The organism is Nonomuraea sp. NPDC049758, assembly GCF_040674635.1.
In the GTDB taxonomy this organism is placed as follows: domain Bacteria; phylum Actinomycetota; class Actinomycetes; order Streptosporangiales; family Streptosporangiaceae; genus Nonomuraea.
In genome coordinates this window covers 68045-91143 of sequence record NZ_JBFAMZ010000004.1, presented here as the reverse complement: position 1 = coordinate 91143, position 23099 = coordinate 68045, and the positions used below count along the sequence as shown (strand labels likewise).

Here is a 23099-nt window from a genome sequence, read left to right as displayed (position 1 = left end):
TTTCTGGTCAAGACATGGTTGATCGATTTTCATGGGACCAATCCTGGTCCGGGCACGTCAATGCCGACGCTTGGTGAGCCGTTGAGGTTCACCGGCATGGCGAAGTTTCTCCTGTGACTTCCGCCACATGACGTGGTGACTCCGGGTTTTCGGGCGTGTTCCCCAAGCTAACCAGAATGCCCTATGTGGCCTATGATGTTCGAGCCAGGGTCCTGTTTATCCCGTTATGTCCGCTCTTCCAGGGGAGCTGTTCGTCACCCTTGTGGTGCGGCGTCCACATTCGAGGTCTGTTCCTCGCTCGGCGCCTCGGACGGCTCGGCGGTGGGCGTGGGCGGGTCGGAGGGGGGATCGGACTCCGGGGCGCGGTCGGCGTTCCAGGCAAGCGAGCAACTGGCGGCGCCGCCGTTCGAGGTGAACGAGACGCGGCCGCGGCCGCCGGCGCTCGGGTCCACGACGGTCACCCAGATCGACACCGAGCCGCCCGCCTTGACCGAACCGCTGGCGGGGAAGACGTCGAGGCCCTGTGACGCGGTCGCCACCCAGGAGACCGCGGCGTTGCGGGCGCGCAGCCCGATCTTGGCGGCGCCCGCGATCGAGGCGGGGCACGTGGTGCCGAGCCGGGCGACCGGCGCGGGCCTGCGGCGGCTCACCGTGGGCGCGGCCGGCCCGCCGCTGGGCCGCCGGGCGGGCCGCCGGACCGTCGGCGTGGCGGACGGGGACGCCTCCGGCGTGTCGGCGCTCGGCGTGGGCTCGGGCGTCACGTCCTCCTCCTCCTCCGGCGCCGGCTCCGGCGTGCGCTCGGAGGAGGGGGAGAGCGTGGGCGTGGGCGTCAGGGTGAGCGCGGTCTGCGCGGCGTCGCCGCCGTTCAGCACGACCACCGCCCCGGTCGCGGCCAGCACGCACGCCCCGGCCAGCACCACCGGCCCGAGACGGCGCGGACGGCGGCGGCGCGAGCGCCGTTCGGCGGCCACCGGGAAGCCGGTGCGGTCGAAGTTGTCGCCGCGGTCGGTGATCAGCGTCCTGGTCTGGTCGCGCCCGGGATCGACGCAGGTGTCCACCACCCGGCGGCGCAGCGAGAGCGGCGGGAACTCGACCGGCACCAGGTCGAGCAGGCGCGACGCCGCAACCTGCCGGTGCTTGCCCTCGGTGCACACCTCGCACCCGGCGATGTGCCCCGACAGCCGCCGCCGCAGCAACGGCGTGAGCGGCCCCTCCCAGGAGTCCACCATCGCCGACAGGTCCGGGCAGTGCGCCCGGCCCGTCTTCGCCAGGACGACCGCCGCGGCCGCGTTCTCCAGCTGGTCGCGGGCCCGGCCCAGCCGGGTGGCGGCCTGGCGGGAGGTCAGCCCCAGCACCGAGGCGACCTCGACCGGCGTCAGGCCGTGCCGCAGCGACAGCAGGACGATCTCGCGCTCGTTCCCGCTCAGCTCGCCCAGCGTCTCGCGGACCAGCCCGGCCAGCTCGGAGTTGGGCTCCCCGGACGGCGGCGTGGACGACGGCGCGGACGGATGCGCCTGCGGCAGGCCCCCGGCGGGCGTGCCGCGGTGGGCCATCCTGGCCCGGACCTGGAACCTGGTCAGCGCGTACACCCAGGCGCGCAGGCGGCCGGCCTCCTTCAGCCGGTCCACGCAGCCCTGCGCGGTCACCAGGGCGTCGTGCACGGCGTCGGCGGCCGAGTCCCGGTCGCCGATCAGCGAGAGGGCGTAGTCGTAGAGCCGTTCGCCGTAGGAGTCGTACAGGGCGGCGGGAGCGTCGGTGTCGGCCCGCCGCAGAGCGGCGACCAGTTCCTGATCGTCGGCGCGGCCGACCGTCGGCCATCCAGGCACGGATTCCCCTCCCCGCGGGTGGAACGGGCGCTCAGGCCCCCACGCGGGAGAGGACGCCGCCTCGATCGGCCAGGTTGACCGGCGCGGCGGCGGTCATGCCCAACCGGCATGACGTCGTGATCCGTGTGACGGGAGTGGCTCAGCCGTCGCAGTCGGGGGCGCAGAGGCGGCGTTCCATGCCCTGGAGGAAGAAGTCGCGGACCTGGAGCACGTCCTTGGCGATGTAGGCCTCGCCGTCGGTCGTCTTGGCCAGCGTGTCCATCTGCTTCCTGCCCGCCTCGGCCTCCGGCCCGAAGGCGATGAGCAGGATGCTGATCGGCCGCTTCGGGTTGTAGGTCTTCTTGAGGTACTGCAGGATCTGGGCGTTCGAGACGCCGCCATCGGGGTCGTCGTTGCCCGCGCCGTCCGTCAGGATCAGCAGGGTGTTGATCTTGTCTTCCTGGTACGTCTTCGTCAGCTCGCCGTAGGCGGCCTTGATGGTGTCGTTCAGGCCGGTGTCGCCGGTGGCCTTGGCCTGGATCTGCCCGAATTGCTGGACCAGCGCCTGCTTGCGGAGCACGCCGTTGGTGGACTCGGCGAGCGGGCCGACGGAGACGAGTTCCTGCCAGTCCTTGCCCTGTCCGTCCATGTGGGTGGAGAACGTCCACAGGCCCAGCTCGGAGTCGGCCGGGAACAGCCCCAGGCCCTCCATGGCGATCTTGTTGATGGCCTGCATGCGGGTCATGTTCGTGCCGGGGACGGGCAGCGCCATTGTGCCGGAGACGTCGAGCAGGGTGAGCAGCCGGGTGCCGAGGTTCAGCCGCGACCAGGTCTGGACCATCGAGGCCACGCTCTTGGCGTCGGGCTTCGGCAGCGCCTCCGGCTTGTCGGGGACGAACCCCTTCTCCTTCGTCAGCGTCTCGCCGGCCTTGCCGTCGGGGCTGCGGAAGCCCGCGTCGCGCAGGATCTTCTTGGCCGCGTCCGTGCCGAGGTCCTGCCTGAAGTCCGCGGCCGCCTTCTGGACCGCCGGGTCCTTGGTGACGATCGTGATCGGGTAGTCGAGGCTGAGCGTGCCCTCCTTGGGATAGAGGGCGACCACCGGGGCCTCGGGCTTCTTGGCGTTGTGGGCGTAGACGGCCTGCTCGGAGGCGACGCCGACCGGCACCTTGCTGCCCGACTTCACCGTCAGGCTGGCCAGCAGCGCCGCCGGGTCGGAGGCGAGCTGGCCGGAGATCTCCTTCAGCGCGCCGACCAGCGCCTTGTTCTGCCCGGCCTCCTTGGCCGAGGTGGCGGCGGCCAGCAGCGCGGCCAGCCCGGCGGAGTTCTTCTGCGGGTCGAGCGCCAGCACCCGGACCTTCCTGCCGGGGCCGTCGGGGTTGGCCACGTTGGCCGCCGCGATCATGCCCGCCCAGCTCGGCGTCAGGCTGCCGGACAGCTTCGCCGCGGCGGACTTGGCCGCGGCCAGCACGACGGGCGACAGGGCGACCGAGCCGGCCGGCTCCGGCAGCGCCGAGCCCGCGGGGGAGTTGCGGAGGTTGCTCACCAGCAGGCTGGAGTCGGCCACCCACACGTCCGCGCCGGACTTGCCGGCGGCCAGCCCGTTCGCGGTCTTGGCCGCCGCCTCCCTGGTCACGGTGACCTCGACGCACTTGCTGTCGATCGAGTGCAGGGCCTTGGTGTAGTTGGCGGCGATCTTGTTGAGCGCGGGGTGGATGTCGGGGGTGGCCACGACGCGCAGCGGCAGCTTGCCGGCCGAGCAGTCGTGCTCCCGATTGAAGATCACGAACGCCGCGACACCGAGGAGCACGGCCAGCGCGACGGCCCCGGCCAGCGGTACGAGCACCCTGCCACGCCCGCTGACCGACCGTCTGCGGGAGGGTGGTTCCTGGGCTCGGTAGCCGCCATCGAGCTCGTCTGTCCGGTGTCGCCCCACGATGTCCTCTTAGGTGTGTTGAGACCTTCCGGAGACCCTAGCGGGAGTTGCTCCGCAATACTCCGGGAACACTACTCGGTGGGCTCTGTGTGGCAAAACCGCTCTTTTGGTGCGCCTATTACGGAGAGTGGCGGTCAATGGCAGCAGGCGTGACCGCGCCAGGCGCGCGCTCCCTCACGCACCGCGACCGCCGCGAGGGCCACCGCCATGGCCGGATCCACCCACCACCAGCCCAGCGTGTTCAGCCACAGGCCGGCCAGCACGCCGGCCGCCATGGCGGCGCAGATCAGGTTCTGGGTGCCCTCGCCGGACGTCGCCGCCGACGCCAGCCGCGCCCCCAGCCGCCGCTTGACCAGCCCCAGCGCGGGCATGCTGACCAGGCTGACCGTCGTGACGACGATGCCGAGCACGGTCGGCGTGGCCCGGTGGCCGGCGTCGAGGTCGTGCGCGACGTGCGCGACGAGGTAGGGCGCGAGCAGCCAGAAGCTCACCGCCACCGCGCGCCTGGCGGTGGTCTCGGCGTGCGGTGAGAGCGTGCGGGCGCCGGTGAAGCGCCACACCACGATCAGGCTCGCCCCGGCCTCGGCGAAGGCCGACAGCCCCCACCCGATCAGCGCGACGGAATGCGCCGACAGCCCGGCGGCCAGGCCCAGCGTGCTCTCCACGGCCAGCCAGGCGAGCGTGGCCACCGACAGCGCACGCGCGGCGCGGGCGGCCCGCAGCCAGTCGGCCGTCGCGGCCGGATGCTCATGAATCCGCTGGTCAGACACCATGAACCCCCGAACTCCCGGCTATCCGGCCGTCGACAGCGTTACGTAACGTACCCATGACCCAGAGTGACTTTAAGCCCTGTGCGGCAAAGGATGTTCAAGATTCACCGGATAATGGCGGTGATCGCGTCCGGGGGAGGGATCGTGCCGTTCACGCCCAGTCACATCGCCGCCGTGCTGCCTCTGGTGGCCTCCGGACGGGCGCGGCGGTTCGCCGATCCGTGGGCGCTCGCGCTCGGGGCGATGGTCCCCGACCTGCCGATCTTCCTGCCGTTCCTGCCGGTCTACGGCGACTGGCACTCCTGGCAGGGCGTGCTCACCCTCGACCTGGCCGCGGTGCTGCTGCTCCTGCCGCTGTTCCACCTCGTGCTGCGCGATCCGCTGATCTCGCTGCTGCCGCCGTCCCTGGCCGGCCCGGCCGCGGCGCTCCTGCGGCCGGGCCGGCTCAGGGTCCTGCCGGTGGTGGCCGGCGGCGTGATCGGCTCGGCCACCCACCTGTTCTGGGACTCCTTCACCCACTCCTACGCCTCCGCCCGCTGGGGCGCCTGGCCCGACACCCCCGTCTTCGGCACGACCAGGCTCTTCAGCGTGCTGCAGTACACCTCGTCGGCCGTCGGGCTGGCCGTGGTCGTGTGGTGGGCCTGGCGCGCGTTGTCCCGCACCGAGGCGGCCGGCGTGCCGGGCCGTCTGCGGCTCGCGCCCGCCGTGCGGTGGGCCGTGCTGGCCGCCTGCGCGCTCGGCACGGTCGCCGGCGCCCTCGTGTGGCCGCTGGTGGACGAGCCCAACCCCGCCTTCGGCTTCCGGAGCGTGCTCACCAAGACGGGCGCGGGCACCGTGATCGGGCTCTCGGCCGTCCTGGCCTGCTACGCGATCGTCTGGCAGGTCAGGCGGCGCATGGCAGTATCGGAAGGTGCCTGACTACGTGTTCGACGCCGACGACCCCCGAATCGCCGACTACACCCGGCTGCGGGACGTCGAGCTGCGCAAGAGCCTGGAGGCGGAGCGCGGCCTGTTCCTCGCCGAGGGGGAGAAGGTGATCAGGCGGGCCATCGCCGCCGGCTACCCCATCCGCTCGGTCCTGACCACCCGGCGCTGGTACGAGTCGCTGTCCGACGTCCTCGGCGACGCCACCGTCTACGAGGTGAGCGACGAGCTGATGGCCGGCATCGCGGGCTTCCAGATCCACCGCGGCGCGCTGGCCTCCATGCGACGCCTGCCGCTGCCCACGGCCGAGAGCCTGATCAAGGGCGGGGCCCGCCGGCTGCTGGTCCTGGAGGACCTGGTCGACCACTCCAACGTCGGCGCGATCTTCCGCTGCGCCGCCGCGCTCGGCGTGGACGGCGTCCTGCTCTCGCCGCGCTGCGCCGACCCGCTCTACCGCCGGGCGGTGAAGGTCTCCATGGGCGCGGTCTTCTCGATCCCGTACGCGCGGCTCGACGACTGGTACACCGGCCTCGGCGAGCTGCGGGCGGCCGGGTTCCAGACCCTGGCGCTGACCCCCGACCAGAGCGCGGTCCCCCTCGACCAGGTCGCGATGGGCGAACGGGTGGCGCTGCTGCTCGGCGCCGAGGGCGACGGCCTGTCCTCCCACTGGCTGCACGAGGCCGACCACGCGGTCTGCATCCCGATGAGCCCGGCCGCGATGGACGCCGGCGTCGACTCACTCAACGTGGTGGCCGCGGCGGCGATCGCCTGTCACGGGCTGATGCGCTCGGCCGCGCGCTGACCGTCCGGGCACGGGCCCGCGAATGGGTCTGGCGGCGCGTCGGTCAGGCGGGTGACCCTGTCATCATGCAGACCCTGTTCGAGCACGCCGGCGGCGAAGAGGGCTTACGCCGCTTCATCGAGATCTTCTACCGCAGCCTGCTGGCCGACCCGCTGCTCCAGCCGCTCTTCGGCGAGGGCAAGGCGAGCCACGTGGACAACCTGACCGCCTTCACCGTCGAGACGTTCGGCGGCCCCGACACGTTCTCGGCGGAGATGGGCGGCTTCCCGCTGCTCATCGAGGCGCACCGCGGGCTGGGCATCGAGGAGGCCCAGCGGCGGCGGTTCGTCGAGCTGTACATGGAGGCCGCCGACGCGGCCGGGCTGCCCGGCGACGAGCCGTTCCGGGCCTCGCTCCGCTCGCACGTGGAGTTCGGCACGCAGGTCGCGTTGCAGAACTCCCACGCCGAGACCGACGACCAGCTCCACCCGCTGCGCGAGGTGCCGCGCTGGGACTGGGAGCGGCCGCCGGAGTAGCCGGTCAGGGGCGGTCGGTGTCCTCGGTGAGCCAGTCGGGGTAGGCGTCGATGTCGTGCAGCACCGGCTGGGCCTCGACGGTGCCGGCACCGCCGTTCGCGCCGATGTGCGCCGCCAGCTCGGCGGCCTGTTCGCGTGGTGTGATGAGGGTGAGCTGCCAGGAGACCCCGGCCTCCGCGGCCGGGACTTCCGCGATGTCGATCGAGGTGGCCAGCCCCGCGAGCAGGATGGTGTGCGCGAGCGCGGCGGCCTGCTCATGGCCTTCGATCGTCGTGCGGACTTCGATGAATTCCGCCATGATCTTCCTTATTGCGGAGGGGTACATTCACCACCCTATCTGCGCGAATCGACCGTGGGGTCGGCTTCGGGCGGCCGAAGTCGGCCTGGGCGGCGTCGGTTGCGACGAGCCGGTACCCGAGATCGGCGGCCTCAATCACGACGGGATGCGGCAAGATGTGATCCGCCGATCACCGAGAGCGACCGACGGAGGTCCCGTGAAGCCGACCTGGATCATCGCGGCCGCGGTCGCGGCCACCCCGCCCGCGTTCACGATCCCGCCCGCGTTCACGACTCCGCATGTTCCTCGTGCGGGAGCGGCCGTCCGTCCGGAGGCGGCCACGCATCCGCGGGCCGCCTCCGCCGATCGCAGCGCCCTGAGCTGTGCCGTCAGCTCCCCGGCCGGCCGGCCGCTGACCTTCAGCCCGCGCATCGGGCTGACCGCGAAGCCGGTGTCGGCCCGCGGCAACCTCCAGCTCACCGGCTGCCTGTCGGGCGACGGCTCGGCCCCCTACCTGCGCTCGGGCTGGGTCACCCTGAGGAGCGTCGGCCGGGCGTCGTGCGCGAGCGCCCGGCAGGTCCACGGCACAGCGCGCATCACCTGGTTCGGCCTCGACGGGCGGCCGGTCGGCACATCGGAGGTGCGTACGCGGGCCGACCGGCTGGCCACCCAGAGCCCGGCCGACAGCTTCCTGACCGGCACGGTCGTGTCGGGGCCGCTGGCCCGCGAGCGCGTCCGTGGCGCGATCACGCCCGCCATGGGCCTCCTGGCCTGCGCGACCGGCGGCCTGGGCACGCTGTCCGCAGCGGGCCGGCTCACCTTCGGCTGATCTCCGGCCGGCTCCCGCGGGTCAGCCGCCGGCTCGCCTCCGACTGGCTTCCGGCGGTCAGCCGCCGGCGATCTGCTCGCCCGCGAAGTCCAGCAGTTGCTCGGCGGTGCTGAAGCGGCGCTCGTCCCCGTCGTGGAGCAGGACGCCGAACACCCGCCTGCCGCCGCGGTCGCCCGCGAACAGCAGGCAGTACTGCGCCGCGTTCGTGTAGCCGGTCTTCACGCCCACGACGTCCGCTGAGCGGCCGAGCAGCTTGTTGGAGTTGCGCCAGGTGTGCGCCCCGTGCAGGGCGGACTTGGCGACCTTGTACACCTTGCTGCCCACCACCGTGCGGAAGACCGGGTCGGCCATCGCCCGCTGCGCCAGCGTGACCTGGTCCACGGCGGTCGAGTAACCGCCGTTGGCCGGCGTGGGCAGTCCGTCGGGGTTGGTGTAGCGGGTGTCGCCGAGGCCGAGCGAGCGCGCGGCCCGGTTCATCTTGGCCACGAACGCCGTCTTGCCCGGCCCGTACTTCCTGGCCAGGGCGTTGGCGGCGTCGGCGCCCGAGGGGAGCATGAGGCCGTACAGCAGGTCCCTGGCCGTGAGGCGCTCGCCCTTCCGCAGGCCGGCCGTGGTCGCGCCGTTGCTGGTCGCGTGCTTCGTGTCGGCGGCGGTGACGGTGATCGGCTCGTTCAGGCGTCCCTCGCGCAGGACGACGTAGGCCGTCATCACCTTGACCAGGCTGGCGACCGGCACCCGCCGGGTCTCCCGCTTCGCGAAGTGGATCGTTCCGTCCGAGTCCACTACATATGCCGCCTCCGCTTTCACGGTCGGGACGTCGGCGGCCCGTGCGGCGGACGCCGGGTAAGAGATCCCCACAACCAACGCGAGTACGGCAGAGCCGATGAAACCCCCAATACGCATGCCAGACATGTTCGCAGGAGATCAAGGGTTGGTTTGCGAAACTCGGCCGTAAGTGGCCCTCAGTTGGGGGTAAATGCTTGATAGATCCGACATCTGCGGGGAGACGAGGCCGTGGCAGGCAGGTTCATCATCAGTCAGGACGAGCGGGGCACGTTCCGTTTCGCGCTCGTCGCGAACAACGGGCAGACGCTGGCCGTGGGCGAGGGCTACCCGAGCAAGGCCGCCTGCGTCAACGGCATCGAGACCGTGCGCAGGAACGCTCCCGAGGCCGCCATCGACGACCAGACCCGGGCCGCGATCTAGGACGAGGCCAGGGCCTTGCGCCGGCGGCGGACGAAGAACCAGGCCACGCCGGCCGCGACCGCGAGCAGCAGGACCAGCGCGCTGACGGGCGAGCGGGCGGCCAGTTGCAGCCAGCCCCACACCAGCGCCGTGAGCCCGAACCACCAGATGGGCGCCCAGGTCAGGCAGCCGAGCGCGCTCGCCACCACGTACCAGGGATAGGACACCCGCAGCGCGCCCGCCACCCACGGCAGCGTGTGCCGCAGCATGGGCACCCAGAAGCAGCCGTAGACGGCCAGCGCGCCCCACTTCTCGACCACGCCCTCGATCCGCGCGATGCGCTCGCGGCCGAGCCGCACGCCGACCTTGGACTCGTAGAGCTTCTCGCCGAGCTTGCGGCCGACCCAGTAGTAGACCTGGAACGCGCCGAACAGCGCGAGGATGAGAACGGCCCCCACCAGCCAGTACGGCAGCCCGAACCAGAACGGCCGGGCGGGATCGGGGAGGGCGGCAGCCGCATGCCACATGAGCCCGCTCACCCCCACTCCAACGCCTTAGGTCAGCCTTACCTTAGTCAAGGAAGAGGCGTTCCGCCACATCAGCTTGCAAGGCCGGACCCCCGGCTGCAAGTAGCCGACAACCGCCCCTCAACCATCCCGCCCTATACCTGAACTGAGCAAAAGGGGTGTTTGATCATGTCGTCGAGAAGTGCGGTGGTCCTGGCCGGCGGTACCGCCAACGCGGTCAAGCTCTTCGTGGCCGCGCTCGCCTTCACCAGCGCCTACGTCGGCTTCTCCGCCTACAGCAGCGCCGGGTCGGCCGCCGAGCCGGTGCGGACCGTCACCCTCTCGGCCCGCGAGCTGCCCATCACCGCCCCGGCCCGGCAGAGCGCCCCCGCCCGCGCGGGCGAGATCGCCCTCAGCGCCCTGACCGACGGCGCCCCCGGCTGCGGCAAGTCGTTCCTGGCCCGCGGCCTGCTGGTCAACCCGCGGCCCGGCACGACGGTCCTGTACCGCTGGCGGCTGTCGCGCTGGAGCCCGGCGACCGGGACGTGGCGCACCTACCTGGCGGACCACTCCGGGTTCGCCGGCGGCAGCCAGAGCGTGGAGTGGCGGCCGCAGATCTCCGGCAACGCCGGGTGGTACCGGGTCGAGCTGATCGCCCGGCCCGGCGGGACCGTCACGAGCGAGCGTTTCCAGGTGAGCTGCTGACCGACCGGCGCGCCGCCTCCACCCAGCGCGGCACGCCCACCCGCTGGGCCACCTCAAGAGCCTTCTCGTAGTGCTCGCGCGCCGCGTCGGGCTGGCCCAGCCGGATGGCCAGGTCGCCCAGGGTCAGCGCCACCGGCCACAACGCCACGACGCCCGTGCCCGCGCCGGCCACCCGGTCGGCGAACGGCTTGAGCTTGTCGTAGCAGTCGACCATGCGCTCGCGGTCGTCGAGCAGCATGCCCGCCAGCGCCCGCCAGGTCATCACCAGCTCGTAGAGGAAGTCGGGCCGGACGGGCGGGCGGGTGGCGGCCACGGCCCTGGCGTCGTTGAGGTGCCCCGCCGAGGCCAGGGCGAGGGCGTAGGCGTCGAGCGTCCACTTGGCGCCGCGCTGATGGGCCGGCGCCAGCAGCTCGACGGTCTCGGCCGCCCGGCCGTCGACCAGGTGCAGGCAGAACGCGGTGATCAGCGGGAGGTCCTGGCGGCCTTCGAGCATGCCGGCCCGCGCGGTCATCCTGGCGGCCTCGCGGTAGGTGCGTTCGGCGCCCGCGTAGTCGCCGGCGATCATCATGCGCTGACCGGCGTACCAGACGACGACGGCCGCGGGAGCGGACAGGTCGTACTGCTTGGCCAGGCGGTCGGCGGCGGCGGCGTGCTCGTCGGCGGCCGCGAACTCGCCCCTGGCCGCCGCGCACTCCAGCAGCACCAGGTGGGCCAGGGCCTGCGTGGCCATCTGGCCCGAGCGCTGGGCGACCTCCAGCAGCTCCCTGCCGATGCCCTCGCGGGTGTCGACGGCCGGGATGTCGTAGGACTGGCGCAGCCGGCCGCTCAGCGCCGCCGCGATCAGCGTCGGGTCGCCGCTCTGCCGGGCCAGCTCCAGCGCCTCCAGCGACGCCTGCCGCCCGCGCTCGGGCGCGGAGGAGCCCTCCAGCTCCAGCGCCAGCGTGGTGAGCAGGCTCGCCCGCAGGCGCTGCTCACCCGCGGGCAGTTCGATGAGCGCCTTCTCGGTGACGTCGACGATCTCCCACGCGGTACGGGTGAAGTCGCGCGCCATGCCCTTGTGCGGCACCGCCAGCGACGCGGCCACCTTCGCGGTGATCTCCAGGTCGCCGAGCGGCAGCGCGGCGTCCATGGCCTGGCGGCGCAGCAGCCTGGCCGCCGTCATGTCGCCGCACAACGCCAGCGCTTTGATCTGCCGGAGCATCAGCCGCAGCCGCTCCTTGGCACGCTCCGGCTCGGACTCGCGGCCCTTGTCGTCCTTGCGCGGACCGCCGCGGTCGAAGGCCGCGATGGCCTGCTCCCACAGGGTGGCCGCCTCGCGGTGGGCGAAGCGCCGCTCGGCCTGCTCGGCCGCCAGACCCGCGTAGTGGACGGCCTTCTCGGCCGCGTCGGCCAGGAAGTAGTGGTGGGCCAGCGCCGCCACGTCGGAGGACGTGCGCTGCTCGATCACCGCGGCGACGGCGGCATGGAGGCGGGTGCGGCGCAGGCGGGAGGCGTCGGAGTAGATCGTGTCGCGCACCAGGTCGTGGTCGAAGCGCAGCAGCCCCGGGCCCGGCTCGGTCACCAGCCCGGCCAGCAGCGCGGCCTCGACCGCCTCGATCACCGCGTCTTCGTCGCCGGCGACCGTGACCAGCACGTCGAGGTCGACGTCGCGGCCGATCACCGCGGCCTGGAGCAGGATCTGCTGGGCGCCGGCGGGCAGCCGCGAGATGCGCCGCCGCAGCACGTCGCGCACGCCCGAGGGCACGCGCGAGAGCACCTGCGTGGCGCTGGCCCGGTCGGCCGCGCCCTCGGCGTCGAGCAGCCGGACGGTCTCGCGCACGAAGAACGGGTTGCCGCCGGTGCGCTCGACGATGGACTCGACCGCGTCCTCGTCGATCTCGCGGACGCAGGTGGCCTTGACCAGCTCGGCCACGGCCTTCGGGTCGAGGCCCGACAGGCCCACGCGCAGCGGCTCAAGACGGGCCAGGGCGGCCAGCACGTCGGACTGGCGGTCGTCGAGCTCGCTCTCCCGGCACGTCACGACCAGCAGCACGCGGCTGGTGGCCAGCAGGCTCGGCAGCGCGCGCAGCAGGGCCAGCGTCTGGTCGTCGGCCCAGTGGAGGTCCTCCAGCGTGAGCAGCACCGGCGCCCGGCGGGCCACGCCGGCGAGGTAGCCGCCGACCGCGCGGTGCAGGCGGAAGCCGCCCGAGACCTCGTCCTCGTCGGGGTCGGGGGCGGTGTCGTCGAGCAGGGGGGCCAGGAGCTGGGCGTACTCACCGGCGCCGGTCGTGCCGATCAGCGAGCGCAGGATCTCGACCCAGGCCCAGCCCGGCGGGGTGGCGCTGGAGTCGGGGCAGGCGCCGGAGGCGGTGATCCAGCCGTCGGCGCCGAGCCTGCCGTCGAGCTGGCGCAGCAGCGTGGTCTTGCCCGCGCCCGCGACGCCGGTCACGATCGCGACCTGGAAGCGGCCGGTGCGCGAGGCGGCCGTGGTCAGCCTGGCCAGCTCGGCGTCGCGGCCGACGAACGGCTCGGGCTCCAGCGGCGGCGGCTCGACGTGCGCGGCGGCCGGTCGGGGCGGCCAGGTGTCGGTGACCGGGGCGGGCCGGGCGGGACGCGGCGGCGCGGCCAGCTCCAGCTCGGGGGCCTGGGCCAGGATGTCGGACTCCAGTTTGCGCAGCGCGGGCCCGGGGTCGATGCCCAGCTCGTCGGCCAGCATGTTCCTGGCCCTGCGCAGCGCGGCCAGCGCGTCGCCCTGCCTGCCGCAGCGGTAGAGGCCCAGCGCCAGCAGCCGCCAGCCCTCCTCGCGCAGCGGGTGCTCGGTGGTCAGCGCCTCCAGGTCGGGGACGGTCTCGGCGTGCAGGGCCAGCCGCAGGCCGGTGTCGGCGTGCCGCTCGCGGGCCACCAGGCGCAGCTCGGCCAGCCGGTTGACCTCGGCCTCGGCCCAGGGCTGGTCGGCGAAGTCGGAGTAGGGGGTGCCGCGCCACAGCCCGAGCGCCTTCTCCAGGCGGCCGCGGGCGGACTGCGGGTCGCCCTCTTCGAGGTGCTCGCCCGCCGCCCTGACCAGCTGCTCGAAGCGCAGCGCGTCGACCTGCTCGGCGGCCACGCGCAGCGCGTAGCCGGAGGCGACGGTCACCAGCAGGCGGTTGGGGCCGCCGCGCGGCCGGCCCGGTTCGAGCACCCTGCGCAGGCGGGAGATGTAGACCTGCAGGCCCGACTGGGCGCCCTTGGCGGCGTCGTCGTCCCACAGATCGTAAAGAAGCGTGTCAACCGGCACGACCTGACCTCTGGCCACGAGAAGTCGGGCGAGGACGGCCCGCTGCCGCAACCCGCCGAGGTCGAGTTCGTCGTCGTGTTCGTACGCCTCGACTGGCCCCAGAACCCGGAACGCCACCATGTCAGCCGCCACGCTATGCGGGCTTCCGAAGGGCGCACAAGGTCTTTGATGGCTTTGGGATTGTCACTGCGGGGCCTTCGAGATCGCGGGCGGGGGTTCCGCGGCGGCGTTCCGGCCGTTGCGCCTGCGCAGGAGCGCCCACGCGCCGAGCGCGAGACCGCCGAACGGGATCTCGATAGTGTAAGTCCAGAAGCCGAAAAGTAGTGCTGTCGCGACGGCGGGAGTGCCCGGCACGCCGAACGTGATCAGCATCGCGGCGACCCCGCTCTCCATGATCCCGGCCCCGCTGGGCGTGACCACGGCGCTGGTGAGCACGCGGGACAGCGCGAAGACCGCGATCGACTGGGCCAGGCCCGGCCAGGCGCCGGTGGCCGTCATGCAGGCCGCCATGATCGCCCACTGGAAGCCCAGGAAGAACACCATGCCGAGCGACAGGCCGAGCGCGCGCGTGCGGACGACCTCGATGGTGTCGGCGCGCAGCCGGTGGAAGGCCTCGGAGGCGTGCACCTTCAGGCGCAGCAGCCGGGTGAGCCCGTCGAGCGCCCGGCCGAGCACGGCGGCGGCGCGGTCCCAGTAGAGGGCGACGGCCACGATGAGGCAGAGCACCAGGATGGAGATCGCGCCCGTCCAGCCCGCCTTGACGAACGTCGGGTCGAGCACCTCGCCCGCCATGAGCAGCGCGATGATGCCCACGGCCGGCAGGATGAACCTGAACAACGTGTTCCAGATGCCGCTGACCAGCGTCATCACCACGATGGGCCGGTTGGCGAAGCCCCAGCCCCTGGTCATGGCGAACGACAGCGCCACCCCGACCGCGCCGCCGAACGGCAGCAGGTTGCTGACCGCGCTGCCCGCCGCGTTGAGCGCCAGGCCCTGGAGGTTGTTCAGCCCCGGCAGCGAGTTGGTCAGCACGAACGTGTACGCCAGCAGGCTCAGCAGCCACAGGGCCGTCATCAGCGCGATCTGGCCGAAGCTGAGCGCCCCGAAGACCGCGCCGATCTCGCGCCAGGAGACCGGCTTGCCGGTGAGCGCGTGCACGATCTGCGGCAGGTAGACCACGAGCAGCACGGCCAGCCCGAGCGACAGGACGGACAGGGCGATCTGGAGCGGCTTGTTCTTCATCGCCCACCAGTCTGACGGGTCGCCGGAGCCGGCACGTCACCCTCAGGTGCTACTTCGGCCATGGGTCGAAAGGGTGAGTGAGACGAGTGCCGGGGGGCAGGTCGCGGCGTACGAACCACTCGGTGCCGAAGACCAGGCGGTAGAGCGGGCCGGGGACCTTCAGCATGACGGCGAGGGTGCGGTCGCTGTCGCCGCCGCTGGCCTGGGACGCGTGCGCGGCCATCGAGGCGCGCTTCTGCCGGGCGTAGCGGCGGACGTTGACCCGGTGGGTGATCGTGTCGCTCGCCGAGTACGCGCTCTCGAACGTGCGCACGTCGAACTCCGGCGGGAACTTGTACACCCGGCCCGCCATGCGCAGCAGCCGCACCAGCGGGTCGCGGTTGACCGTCGCCTCCAGGACGATCTCCGTGCCCGCGATCTGCGCCGCCCGCTTGCCCACCCGGTGGACCTGCACGTGGTCGGGGTGCCCGTAGCCGCCGGCCGGGTCGTAGATCGACAGCAGGTCGGCCTTCTCCTCCTCCAGGATCGCCGCGAGGGCCCTGGCCGCCGCCTCGGTGTCGGCGTCGATGAAGGCGTTGTCGGGCCGCTCCTCGGCGACGCCGCCCTTAGGGCTGAGCCCGGAGTCGCCGTAGCCCAGGCACTCGACGCGGGCGCAGCCGAGCAGCGCGGCCGACTCGTAGAGCTCCTTGAGCCTGGTCTCGCGCAGCTCCTCGCCGGGGCTGATCTCGGCCAGGCCGCGCTCGCCGGCGGTCGCGACCACGAGCACCACGCGGTGGCCCTCGGCCGCGAGCATCGCCATGGTGCCCGCCGTGAGCAGGGCCTCGTCGTCGGGATGGGCGTGGAAGAAGACCGCGGTACGTGGAGGCACACGCCCAGATTAGTCTGGGAGGGGTGCGGATCTTTCACGTGAGTGACTGTTACCTGCCGCGACTCGGGGGGATCGAGGTCCAGGTGGCCGACCTGGTGCGGGCGCAGCGCGAGGCCGGGCACGACGTGGTCGTGGCCACGGCGACCAGGGGCGAGGCGCTGCCGGGCGTGCGCAGGGTCGTCGCCAGGATGCCGTTCGACCTGCCGGTGCATCCGTTCGGAGTGGGGCATCTCACTCGGGGCATCTCCGTCGTCCGGCCCGACGTGGTGCACGTGCACACCGGCGCGGTCTCGCCGTTCGCCTGGATGGGGGTGCGGGCGGCGCGGCGGGCGGGGGTGCCGTGCGTGGTCACCGTGCACAGCATGTGGGACCCGGTCACGCGGGGGCTCTACCGGCTGCTGCGGCTGGCGTTCGGCTGGCAGCGCTGGGGGCTGGTGGCCACCACGGTGAGCACCGCGGCGGCGGTGCCCATCAGGGCGGTGGCCGGGCCCGGCGTGCCGGTGCGGGTGGTCTCCAACGGCCTCGACCTGTCGGGCTGGGCGCCCGCCCCCGGCGTGCCGGCCGGGCGGGCGGAGGTGCACGTGGTGGCCGTCGGCCGGCTGGCGCCGCGCAAGCAGCCCGTACGGCTGCTCAGGCTGCTGCGGGCCGCGCGGGCGCGGGTGCCCGACTCGATCCCGATGCGCGCCACGATCGTCGGCGACGGCCCCGCGCGCGCCCGGATGGAACGTTTCCTGGCCGAGCACGGCATGACCGGCTGGGTGTCGCTGCCGGGCCGCTATTCGCGGGAGCAGATCGCCAAGCTGCTGGAGTCGGCGGACGTCTTCGTGGCCCCGGCGCCCAGGGAGTCGTTCGGCATCGCGGCGCTGGAGGCGCGGGCGGCCGGCGTGCCGGTGGTGGCCAGGGCCCAGAGCGGCGTCGCCGACTTCGTCAAGGACGGCACCGAGGGGCTGCTCGGCCGCACCCTGGACGACCTGGCCGGGGCGGTGGCGCGGCTGTGCTCCGACGCGGGGCTGCGCCGGGAGATCGCCGCCCACAACCGCTCGACGCCGCCCGTCGCGGGCTCGTGGGCCGGGGTGCTGGAGGGGTTCGACCGGGCCTACGAGCAGGCGATCGCGCGTTAGGCCAGGCCGCCCCTGCGCAGCGTGTACTCCGGCGCGGCGAAGTCGCCGCCCTGCGGGGTGTCGTCGGTGAAGAACGCGGCCGGCGTGCCGGTGACGCGGGCGGCGTACGACTCGGCGTCGTCCTCGGGCTCGTAGCCGAGCTCGGGGGAGAGCAGCCAGAAGCGGCGGGTGTTGGCCGAGACGGCGTAGGCGGCCAGGAAGCGCAGGCCGGGCGTGGTGACGGCGGCGTGCACGAACCCGGCGCAGTCGCGCGGGCTCAGCCAGGTCGCCAGGTGGCGGACGTCCTCGGGCTCGGGCTCCAGGCTGCCGATGCGCAGGCAGACCACTTCGAGGCCGAACTTGTCGGCGTAAAGGCGGCCGAGGGCCTCGACGGCGGCCTTGCTGACGCCGTACAGGCCGTCGGGGCGCGGCGGCAGGTCGGGGGAGATCGTGGCGGTGGCCGGGTACATGCCGGTCAGGCGGTTGCTGCCGGCCAGCACCACGCGCGGCACGCCGGCCAGCCGGGCCGCCTCCAGCACGCGGTGGGTGGTCAGCACGTTGCCGTCGAGCAGGTCCGGCAGGGGCGCCTCGTCCGGCACCCCGGCCAGGTGCACGATCGCGTCGGCGCCCTTGACCAGCGCCACGGTCCCGGCCAGGTCCGACAGGTCGGTGCGGACGGCCTCCTCGCCCGGCCCGGCCTCCATGGGCGCCCGGTCGGCCAGGACGAGCCTGGTGGCGGACCGGCGGAGCCGCTCGCGGACGGCACCGCCCACCATGCCGGCTGCGCCGGTGAGAACGATCATCTCCATGCCGACATTGTGCGGCATCGGGCCGATGCGGTCAGTTCCGGCGGAGAACGACGTACCCGTCGCGTTCGAACACCTTGGTGTACCCCTCGGTCTGGAGCTGCTCGACCCGGTTGCGCTGGTCGTCGGCGGAGCCGAAGGGGAACTCCCAGCGGGCGGTGTCGGCCACGATCCACGGCGCGCCGCGCGGGGCCGCGCTCCACAGCAGGACGGTGGTGCGCGAGGACAGCGCCGGGCCCACGGAGTTGACCGCCTCGACCGTCACCCCCGAGTGCACCCTGCTCACCGCCTCGGCCGCGGCGGCGGCCTTGTCCTCCTTGTAGAAGGCGGGATGGTAGAGCTGGTCGAGCGCGAACCTGGGCACCAGCGTGAGGGCGACGGCGCAGGCCGCGGCGGCCCAGGCCAGCTTGAGCCCCTGCCGGTCGGCGCGGCCGGTCCAGCGCAGCAGCCTGGCCAGGCCGTCCACGCCGGCGCAGAACAGGATCAGCACGGTGAACGCGCTGTACTGGAAGTCGGCCTGCCACCACTGGGGACGGTCGGACAGCAGACGTTCGAGCACGTGCGGCAGCGCCGCCAGCGACAGCGGCGACAGCAGGCACAGCAGCAACGTCGGCCAGGCCAGCAGGAACAGGGTGTCGACCTTGGCCTCGTCGCTGAAGGGCAGCAGCAGGGCGGCGAGCGGGTCGCGCAGCATCGCCAGCAGCGCGGCGGGCGCGTCGGGGCCGAGGTGGCCGTAGGCCCAGAAGTCCTTGCTGTCGCCGCCGAACGAGGTGATCAGCAGGCCCCGGACGAGCACGACGGCCCCCGCGCCGACCAGCGCGCACACGACGCCGCGCAGGCGGTCGCCGACGACGAACAGGTACAGCCCCGCCCCGATCACCAGGAGCCCCATGTCCTCCTTGACGAGCAGGAGCCCGAGCATCGCCAGGAACGCCGGCAGCACGCGTCCGGCGTGGTAGCGCTCGATCATGATCGCGGTGAGCAGCGGGACGAACATCACCTCGTGCGCGTCGAAGGCGACGGCCTGGGCGATCGGCCACGACAGCGCGTACGCCACGGCGACCAGGTAGGCGGGCCCGGCGCCCAGCACGCGGCGGGTGAACAGCCACAGGAACGGGATCGCCCCCGCGAACAGCAGCGCCTGGGCCACGATGAGCGTCTCGGGCCCGTCGTGCACCCAGTAGAAGGGCGCGAGCAGTGCGTAGATCGGGGAGAAGTGGTCGGCGAGCTGGAGGTACTCCATGCCGCGCTCGTGGAAGACGCCGAGCACCGGCACGTACGGCGGCCGGAAGCGGGCGTAGTTGCGCACCGCCTGGTCCACGATCACCAGGTCGAACGTGGTCGCCCGGAAGGTGGCCAGCTTGACCAGCCCGAGAACGGCGTACGCCACCGCGGCGAGCAGCGCGATCGCGCCGACCCGCACGCGGTGGCGGAAGAGCACTCTGGCGGGGAGTGCGGTGCCTGCCGGAGGCCGTGCGATCACCGTTTCGTCGGTCACGGCAGCAAGCGTAAGGGGATCATCCGGTCCTGTCCGTACCCCGTACCGGCGGACCGGATGAGGCGGTCACCGCGCCGGCCTGCCCCCCGCAGGCGGTGCGGCGACCGCGGACCGGTCAGGAGCAGGCGGCGGTGATCTTCGAGGTGAAGCCGCTCATCTTGCCGCTGAACTCGGTCGTCTTGCTGATGTCGCCGCTCTGCAGGCTCTCGAAACCGGCGGCGAAGTCGTTCAGGGCGGCCGCGACGTCGCCGTCGTACTTGCCGGCGAGCTCCTTGGTCTTGGCGGCGGCGGCCTTCGAGGCGTCCCCGACCGCGGCGGCGTCCGTGGCGTTCTTCGTGATGGCGCCGCTCCACTCGGTGGTGATCTTCGAGAGCTCGTTGACGGCGGTGTTGCAGTCAACGGCCTGGCCGACACCGCAGGCGGTGGACAGAGCGGCAAGGGAGATCGTCGCGACTGCGAGGGCGAGTCGGCGAGGGGGAGTCATTTTTGGTGCCCTTCGTTGGTTTTCCGTACGAGGAGGACATTAGCGATCTCTGGTTGATCCCCGCTTGCACGCCACTAACATTCCGGCCGTCAGGTGGGTGTAAAACCGCGCACCAGCACGTGGACGACCTCCTCGGCGCCGGGCATGGGCAGGTCGAGCAGCCCGCGGTAGGTCACCAGGCCGGCGAACAGGTCCGTGAGGAGCTCCAGGTCGGCGTCCGGGGACAGCTCGCCGCGGTCGATCGCGCGCTCGTAGACGACCTGCGAGCGCCGCATCCGGGTGCGCATGCCGGTGCGGACGATCTCGGCCACGGCGGGGTCGCGGCCGGCCTCGCCGTACATCTGCCTGGTCAGGCGGGCGACGCCGGGGTGCCGCCACAGGGCGAGGGTGTCGGAGACCACCACGCGCAGGTCGCCTTCGAGTGAGCCGGTGTCCGGGACGGCGACGTGCGTGTCCATGAGCCCGCCGATTGATTCGAGCAGCATGTCGCGTTTGGTGGCGTAGCGCCGGAACACGCTCGCCCTGCCCACGCCTGCCGCTTTGGCGACGTCGTCCATGGTGAAGTCGAGGCCGTGGGAGAGCAGCAGCTCGGTGGCGGCCTGCCTGATGCGGTGGTCGACCGTGGGATCGGGCTTGCGGCCGCGCGCGGACATTGTGATACTCCCAGTATCTGATACTTGCAGTCTCTTAAAGTGGGGCTTCTATGAGGGTAATCGTGGCGGGGGCCGGGGTGGCGGGGCTCGCGGCGGCGCGCGGGCTGCTGAAGGCGGGTCACGACGTCGAGGTGTACGAACAGGCGCCCGAGCTGCGCACGGCGGGCGGATCGGTGACCCTCTGGCCCGGCAGCACGGCCATCCTCGACGAGCTCGGCGTCGGGTACGCGGGCCTGGGATGGCGGCTGGAGACCATGGAGTCGTGGGCCGACGACGGCCGCCGGCTGGTCACCGTCGATCTCACCGTGGCCGAGCGGCGCTTCGGGCATCCGTGCGTCCATGTGGCGCGGCGCGAGCTGGTCGAGGCGCTGTCGGCGGGCATGCCCGTCGTCTACGGCGCGGGCGTCGAGCACGCCGAGCCGGAACGGGCGCGGGCGCGGCTGGCCGGCGGCCGCACCGTGCGCGGCGACCTGCTGGTGGGGGCCGACGGCCGCAGGTCGGCGGTGCGCCGCGCCCTGTGGGGAGAGGATCCGGCCGCGTTGAGCGGCTGGGTCACCTGGCAGGGCTTCACCACCGCGCCGACCTCGTTGACGCACTCCCGCCGGGCCGTGATGATCGCCGGACGGCGGGAGCTGTGCGGGCTGATCCCGGCGGGCGCGGGCCGGTTGTTGTGGTGGTTCGACGTCCAGGCGTCGCCCGGCGGGCCGTTCTGGCAGGACGACCCCGACATCGTGCCGCGGCTGCGCGAGCGGTTCGGCGGCTGGGCCGACCCGGTGCCCGCGGTGCTGGAGACGACGGAGGACGTCGGCTTCTTTCCGCACCACCGGCAGGTGATCCCCCGGGTCTGGGGCAGGGGACCGACCACGCTGGCCGGGGACGCGGCCCACACCATGCCGCCCACCATGGCCCAGGGCGCCAACCAGGCCCTGGAGGACGCCTGGCTGCTGACCCGCTCGGCCGGCGGCGACCTGCGCGCGTACGAGCGGGCCAGGGCGCGGATCGCGCGGCGTCCCGCCATGATCGCCGGTACGGAGGTGACCAACCGGCAGCGTTCGTTCGCGGGCCTGGTCCCCGACTGGATGGCGACCAGGATGCACACGGCGTCGCTGCGCAGGTTCAGCACCTACCTCTTGACAGCCTCGTGAAGGCCGCCGGACGATGTCGCATATAGAGCAACTCGGTGCGTAATACGCAACAAGGGGTGTCGGTTGACCACCACGTCGAGCTTGATCTCCACGCTTCCCGGCCGCTCCTACACCGACCCCGACCTGTTCGCCGAGGAACAGGCCAAGATCTTCGAGAGCATGTGGTTCTGCGCCGTGCGCGCCGGGGACCTGCCGAGACCGGGCGCGTTCCGGACGGTCCAGGTGGGCACGGAGAGCGTGCTCGTGGTGCGCGGGCGCGACGGGCTGCTGCGCGCCTTCCTCAACGTCTGCCGCCACCGCGGCGCGCGGCTGTGCCTGGAGGAGCGGGGCGAGGTCAGAAGGACGATCAGGTGCGCCTACCACGCCTGGTCCTACGACCTGGACGGCAGGCTGGCCGCCGCCCCCAACCTGGCGAAGATGCCCGACATCGACCGCGTCGAGTACGGTCTGGTCCCGGTGAGCCTGCGCGAATGGCTCGGGTACGCCTGGGTGTGCCTGGCCGACGAGCCGCCGTCCTTCGAGGACACCGTCACCTCCGCGGCCACCGAACGCCTGGGCGACCCGGCCGCCATCGAGAACTACCACGTCGACCGGCTGGCCCTGGGCCGTCGGGTGGTCTACGACGTCAAGGCCAACTGGAAGCTGGTCGTCGAGAACTTCATGGAGTGCTACCACTGCGCCACGATCCACCCCGAGCTGGTGGCCGTGCTGCCCGAGTTCGCCGGCGGGTACGCCGCCCAGTACTACGTGGGCCACGGCGCCGAGTTCGCCGAGCGCGTCGAGGGCTTCACCGTGGACGGCGGCGCGGGCTTCGGCCGGCTCCCCGACGTGGCCCCGGAGCAGGACCGCCGCTACTACGCGATCACCGTCAAGCCGCAGGTGTTCGTCAACCTGGTGCCCGACCACGTGATCCTGCACCGGATGTTCCCCATGGCCGCCGATCGCACGGTCGTCGAGTGCGACTGGCTCTACCACCCCGACGTGGTGGCCTCGGGGGCCGACCTGACGCCGTCGGTCGAGCTGTTCCACCGGGTCAACGAGCAGGACTTCGACGCCTGCGAGCGGACCCAGCTCGGCATGGGGTCACGCGCCTACCGGGCGGGCGGCGTGCTGGTGCCGAGCGAGCACCACATCTCGGCCTTCCATCAGTGGGTGAACCAGCGCCTGCGCGGATAGCGCACCCGCAGGCCGCCGTAATTGGCCCGCCCGCCGATCACCAGGTAGAGGACGCCGGGCCGCCGCCTGCCCGGCACGTCGCCGACGACGGTCTGACCCCAGTCGGTCCGGAAGGCGTCCACGTTCACCGCGGCGCCCTCGGGCACGGTGATCCTGGCGGAGCCGTACCTGAGGTCGAGTTCGAGGTCGACGACGGGGTGGGGGATGACGGCCTGGGACAGGTCGAGGTCGACGCCGCCGTACTGGGAGGAGATCCGCAGCCGCCGCGGGACGGCCCAGTCACCCGAACGGCGCACGTGCCCGCTCTTGGACTCCAGCTCGACCACGTCGTCGGGCGGGGGCGCCGGGGCGGGCAGATCGGTGATCAGGCCGAGCAGGTCGCCGTAGGTCCTGGCGGTGAGCGCCAGCCCGAGCCGGTCCTCCAGCTCGGGACGCGTCAGGCGGCCCTCGACGAAGGCGTGCTGGAGCCGCTCCGCCGCGCGTTCCCGGTCCTCGTCGGAGACCCGCATGTGCATTTCCGACATGTCCTGAGCATAGGTTCGCGGCGGTCAGAACGGGAGGCGTCGCCCGGAAGGGGTCCGCAGATCGAGGTGGGAGTACCGGCGCCCCCGCGAGGGCCTGCG

General features: G+C 72.7%; 23 protein-coding genes. 9 read left to right on the top strand and 14 right to left on the bottom strand.

Annotated elements, in window-relative coordinates:
* Positions 1-254: 254 nt before the first annotated feature.
* From AB0J46_RS11810 to AB0J46_RS11800, 3 genes are all read right to left on the bottom strand, one after another.
* Positions 255-1826, bottom strand: coding sequence for a sigma-70 family RNA polymerase sigma factor (locus AB0J46_RS11810; protein ID WP_364329845.1), 1572 nt, complete (start codon positions 1824-1826; stop codon positions 255-257).
* Positions 1827-1965: 139 nt separating this feature from the next.
* Positions 1966-3648 (bottom strand): substrate-binding domain-containing protein, encoded by a 1683-nt coding sequence (locus AB0J46_RS11805; protein WP_364329842.1) that lies wholly within the window; start codon positions 3646-3648, stop codon positions 1966-1968.
* Between the two features lie 224 nt (positions 3649-3872).
* Positions 3873-4511: a hypothetical protein gene (locus AB0J46_RS11800; RefSeq protein ID WP_364329839.1), complete on the bottom strand. Its 639-nt coding sequence runs from the start codon at positions 4509-4511 to the stop codon at positions 3873-3875.
* Positions 4512-4652: 141 nt separating this feature from the next.
* On the opposite strand from AB0J46_RS11800, the gene AB0J46_RS11795 reads away from it, so the two are divergent.
* The 3 genes from AB0J46_RS11795 to AB0J46_RS11785 all read left to right on the top strand — a co-directional run bounded on the left by AB0J46_RS11795 (position 4653) and on the right by AB0J46_RS11785 (position 6749).
* Complete coding sequence (locus tag AB0J46_RS11795) at positions 4653-5426, top strand: DUF4184 family protein (protein WP_364329836.1); 774 nt, start codon at positions 4653-4655, stop codon at positions 5424-5426.
* On the top strand, positions 5419-6234 hold the full coding sequence (locus AB0J46_RS11790) for an RNA methyltransferase (RefSeq protein ID WP_364329833.1): 816 nt from the start codon (positions 5419-5421) through the stop codon (positions 6232-6234). Before AB0J46_RS11795 ends, AB0J46_RS11790 begins: the two co-directional genes overlap by 8 nt.
* Positions 6235-6299: 65 nt before the next feature.
* Positions 6300-6749, top strand: a complete 450-nt coding sequence (locus AB0J46_RS11785; RefSeq protein WP_352327053.1) for a group II truncated hemoglobin — start codon at positions 6300-6302, stop codon at positions 6747-6749.
* A 4-nt stretch (positions 6750-6753) separates the two neighbouring features.
* Here AB0J46_RS11785 and AB0J46_RS11780 read toward each other — a convergent pair whose 3' ends face one another.
* Positions 6754-7047 carry a hypothetical protein gene (locus tag AB0J46_RS11780; protein WP_364329829.1) on the bottom strand — a complete coding sequence of 98 codons (294 nt, stop codon included), beginning with the start codon at positions 7045-7047 and terminating at the stop codon, positions 6754-6756.
* A gap of 196 nt (positions 7048-7243) precedes the next feature.
* On the opposite strand from AB0J46_RS11780, the gene AB0J46_RS11775 reads away from it, so the two are divergent.
* Positions 7244-7855 (top strand): hypothetical protein, encoded by a 612-nt coding sequence (locus AB0J46_RS11775; protein WP_364329826.1) that lies wholly within the window; start codon positions 7244-7246, stop codon positions 7853-7855.
* A 57-nt stretch (positions 7856-7912) separates the two neighbouring features.
* Here the strand turns inward: AB0J46_RS11775 and AB0J46_RS11770 are convergent, their stop codons facing one another.
* Positions 7913-8758, bottom strand: coding sequence for a serine hydrolase (locus AB0J46_RS11770; RefSeq protein WP_364329823.1), 846 nt, complete (start codon positions 8756-8758; stop codon positions 7913-7915).
* Between the two features lie 111 nt (positions 8759-8869).
* Between AB0J46_RS11770 and AB0J46_RS11765 the strand changes: the two genes are divergently transcribed.
* On the top strand, positions 8870-9061 hold the full coding sequence (locus AB0J46_RS11765) for a DUF1508 domain-containing protein (RefSeq protein WP_364329820.1): 192 nt from the start codon (positions 8870-8872) through the stop codon (positions 9059-9061).
* On the opposite strand, the gene AB0J46_RS11760 is transcribed toward AB0J46_RS11765, so the two are convergent.
* On the bottom strand, positions 9058-9579 hold the full coding sequence (locus tag AB0J46_RS11760) for a VTT domain-containing protein (RefSeq protein WP_352327048.1): 522 nt from the start codon (positions 9577-9579) through the stop codon (positions 9058-9060). The genes AB0J46_RS11765 and AB0J46_RS11760 overlap by 4 nt on opposite strands.
* Positions 9580-9735: 156 nt before the next feature.
* Here AB0J46_RS11760 and AB0J46_RS11755 point away from each other — a divergent pair, with 156 nt between their 5' ends.
* Complete coding sequence (locus AB0J46_RS11755) at positions 9736-10251, top strand: hypothetical protein (RefSeq protein WP_364329816.1); 516 nt, start codon at positions 9736-9738, stop codon at positions 10249-10251.
* On the opposite strand, the gene AB0J46_RS11750 is transcribed toward AB0J46_RS11755, so the two are convergent.
* From AB0J46_RS11750 to AB0J46_RS11740, 3 genes are all read right to left on the bottom strand, one after another.
* Positions 10220-13624, bottom strand: a complete 3405-nt coding sequence (locus tag AB0J46_RS11750) for a BTAD domain-containing putative transcriptional regulator (protein WP_364329813.1) — start codon at positions 13622-13624, stop codon at positions 10220-10222. The two genes, AB0J46_RS11755 and AB0J46_RS11750, sit on opposite strands and share 32 nt — an antisense overlap.
* Positions 13625-13687: 63 nt before the next feature.
* On the bottom strand, positions 13688-14746 hold the full coding sequence (locus tag AB0J46_RS11745) for a lysylphosphatidylglycerol synthase domain-containing protein (protein WP_364329810.1): 1059 nt from the start codon (positions 14744-14746) through the stop codon (positions 13688-13690).
* A gap of 49 nt (positions 14747-14795) precedes the next feature.
* Positions 14796-15614, bottom strand: a complete 819-nt coding sequence (locus AB0J46_RS11740) for a PIG-L family deacetylase (RefSeq protein WP_364329807.1) — start codon at positions 15612-15614, stop codon at positions 14796-14798.
* A 38-nt stretch (positions 15615-15652) separates the two neighbouring features.
* Between AB0J46_RS11740 and AB0J46_RS11735 the strand changes: the two genes are divergently transcribed.
* Positions 15653-16735: a glycosyltransferase gene (locus AB0J46_RS11735; protein WP_364329804.1), complete on the top strand. Its 1083-nt coding sequence runs from the start codon at positions 15653-15655 to the stop codon at positions 16733-16735.
* On the opposite strand, the gene AB0J46_RS11730 is transcribed toward AB0J46_RS11735, so the two are convergent.
* From AB0J46_RS11730 to AB0J46_RS11715, 4 genes are all read right to left on the bottom strand, one after another.
* Positions 16732-17523 (bottom strand): NAD(P)-dependent oxidoreductase, encoded by a 792-nt coding sequence (locus tag AB0J46_RS11730; protein WP_364329801.1) that lies wholly within the window; start codon positions 17521-17523, stop codon positions 16732-16734. The two genes, AB0J46_RS11735 and AB0J46_RS11730, sit on opposite strands and share 4 nt — an antisense overlap.
* Positions 17524-17554: 31 nt before the next feature.
* The gene (locus tag AB0J46_RS11725) at positions 17555-19018 is read right to left on the bottom strand and encodes a DUF2079 domain-containing protein (RefSeq protein WP_364329798.1); all 1464 of its coding nucleotides are present in this window, start codon (positions 19016-19018) and stop codon (positions 17555-17557) included.
* 115 nt (positions 19019-19133) lie between these two features.
* Entirely contained in the window at positions 19134-19502 is a 369-nt protein-coding gene (locus AB0J46_RS11720) for a hypothetical protein (protein ID WP_352351928.1), read from the bottom strand.
* Positions 19503-19591: 89 nt separating this feature from the next.
* On the bottom strand, positions 19592-20155 hold the full coding sequence (locus AB0J46_RS11715) for a TetR/AcrR family transcriptional regulator (protein WP_364329794.1): 564 nt from the start codon (positions 20153-20155) through the stop codon (positions 19592-19594).
* Positions 20156-20205: 50 nt separating this feature from the next.
* On the opposite strand from AB0J46_RS11715, the gene AB0J46_RS11710 reads away from it, so the two are divergent.
* Both AB0J46_RS11710 and AB0J46_RS11705 read left to right on the top strand, forming a co-directional pair.
* Positions 20206-21300 carry an NAD(P)/FAD-dependent oxidoreductase gene (locus AB0J46_RS11710; RefSeq protein WP_364329791.1) on the top strand — a complete coding sequence of 365 codons (1095 nt, stop codon included), beginning with the start codon at positions 20206-20208 and terminating at the stop codon, positions 21298-21300.
* A gap of 63 nt (positions 21301-21363) precedes the next feature.
* Complete coding sequence (locus tag AB0J46_RS11705) at positions 21364-22476, top strand: aromatic ring-hydroxylating dioxygenase subunit alpha (protein WP_364329788.1); 1113 nt, start codon at positions 21364-21366, stop codon at positions 22474-22476.
* On the opposite strand, the gene AB0J46_RS11700 is transcribed toward AB0J46_RS11705, so the two are convergent.
* Entirely contained in the window at positions 22446-23000 is a 555-nt protein-coding gene (locus AB0J46_RS11700; RefSeq protein WP_364329786.1) for a DUF1707 domain-containing protein, read from the bottom strand. The genes AB0J46_RS11705 and AB0J46_RS11700 overlap by 31 nt on opposite strands.
* Positions 23001-23099 lie beyond the last annotated feature (99 nt).

Excerpts from the sequence above, each read along its gene's own strand:
- AB0J46_RS11800 (WP_364329839.1), bottom strand. The coding sequence starts at position 4,511 with ATGGTGTCTGACCAGCGGATTCATGAGCATCCGGCCGCGACGGCCGAC.
- AB0J46_RS11785 (WP_352327053.1), top strand. The coding sequence starts at position 6,300 with ATGCAGACCCTGTTCGAGCACGCCGGCGGCGAAGAGGGCTTACGCCGC.
- AB0J46_RS11780 (WP_364329829.1), bottom strand. The coding sequence starts at position 7,047 with ATGGCGGAATTCATCGAAGTCCGCACGACGATCGAAGGCCATGAGCAG.
- AB0J46_RS11770 (WP_364329823.1), bottom strand. The coding sequence starts at position 8,758 with ATGCGTATTGGGGGTTTCATCGGCTCTGCCGTACTCGCGTTGGTTGTG.
- AB0J46_RS11755 (WP_364329816.1), top strand. The coding sequence starts at position 9,736 with ATGTCGTCGAGAAGTGCGGTGGTCCTGGCCGGCGGTACCGCCAACGCG.
- AB0J46_RS11750 (WP_364329813.1), bottom strand. The coding sequence starts at position 13,624 with ATGGTGGCGTTCCGGGTTCTGGGGCCAGTCGAGGCGTACGAACACGAC.
- AB0J46_RS11745 (WP_364329810.1), bottom strand. The coding sequence starts at position 14,746 with ATGAAGAACAAGCCGCTCCAGATCGCCCTGTCCGTCCTGTCGCTCGGG.
- AB0J46_RS11730 (WP_364329801.1), bottom strand. The coding sequence starts at position 17,523 with ATGGAGATGATCGTTCTCACCGGCGCAGCCGGCATGGTGGGCGGTGCC.
- AB0J46_RS11720 (WP_352351928.1), bottom strand. The coding sequence starts at position 19,502 with ATGACTCCCCCTCGCCGACTCGCCCTCGCAGTCGCGACGATCTCCCTT.
- AB0J46_RS11715 (WP_364329794.1), bottom strand. The coding sequence starts at position 20,155 with ATGTCCGCGCGCGGCCGCAAGCCCGATCCCACGGTCGACCACCGCATC.
- AB0J46_RS11710 (WP_364329791.1), top strand. The coding sequence starts at position 20,206 with ATGAGGGTAATCGTGGCGGGGGCCGGGGTGGCGGGGCTCGCGGCGGCG.
- AB0J46_RS11700 (WP_364329786.1), bottom strand. The coding sequence starts at position 23,000 with ATGTCGGAAATGCACATGCGGGTCTCCGACGAGGACCGGGAACGCGCG.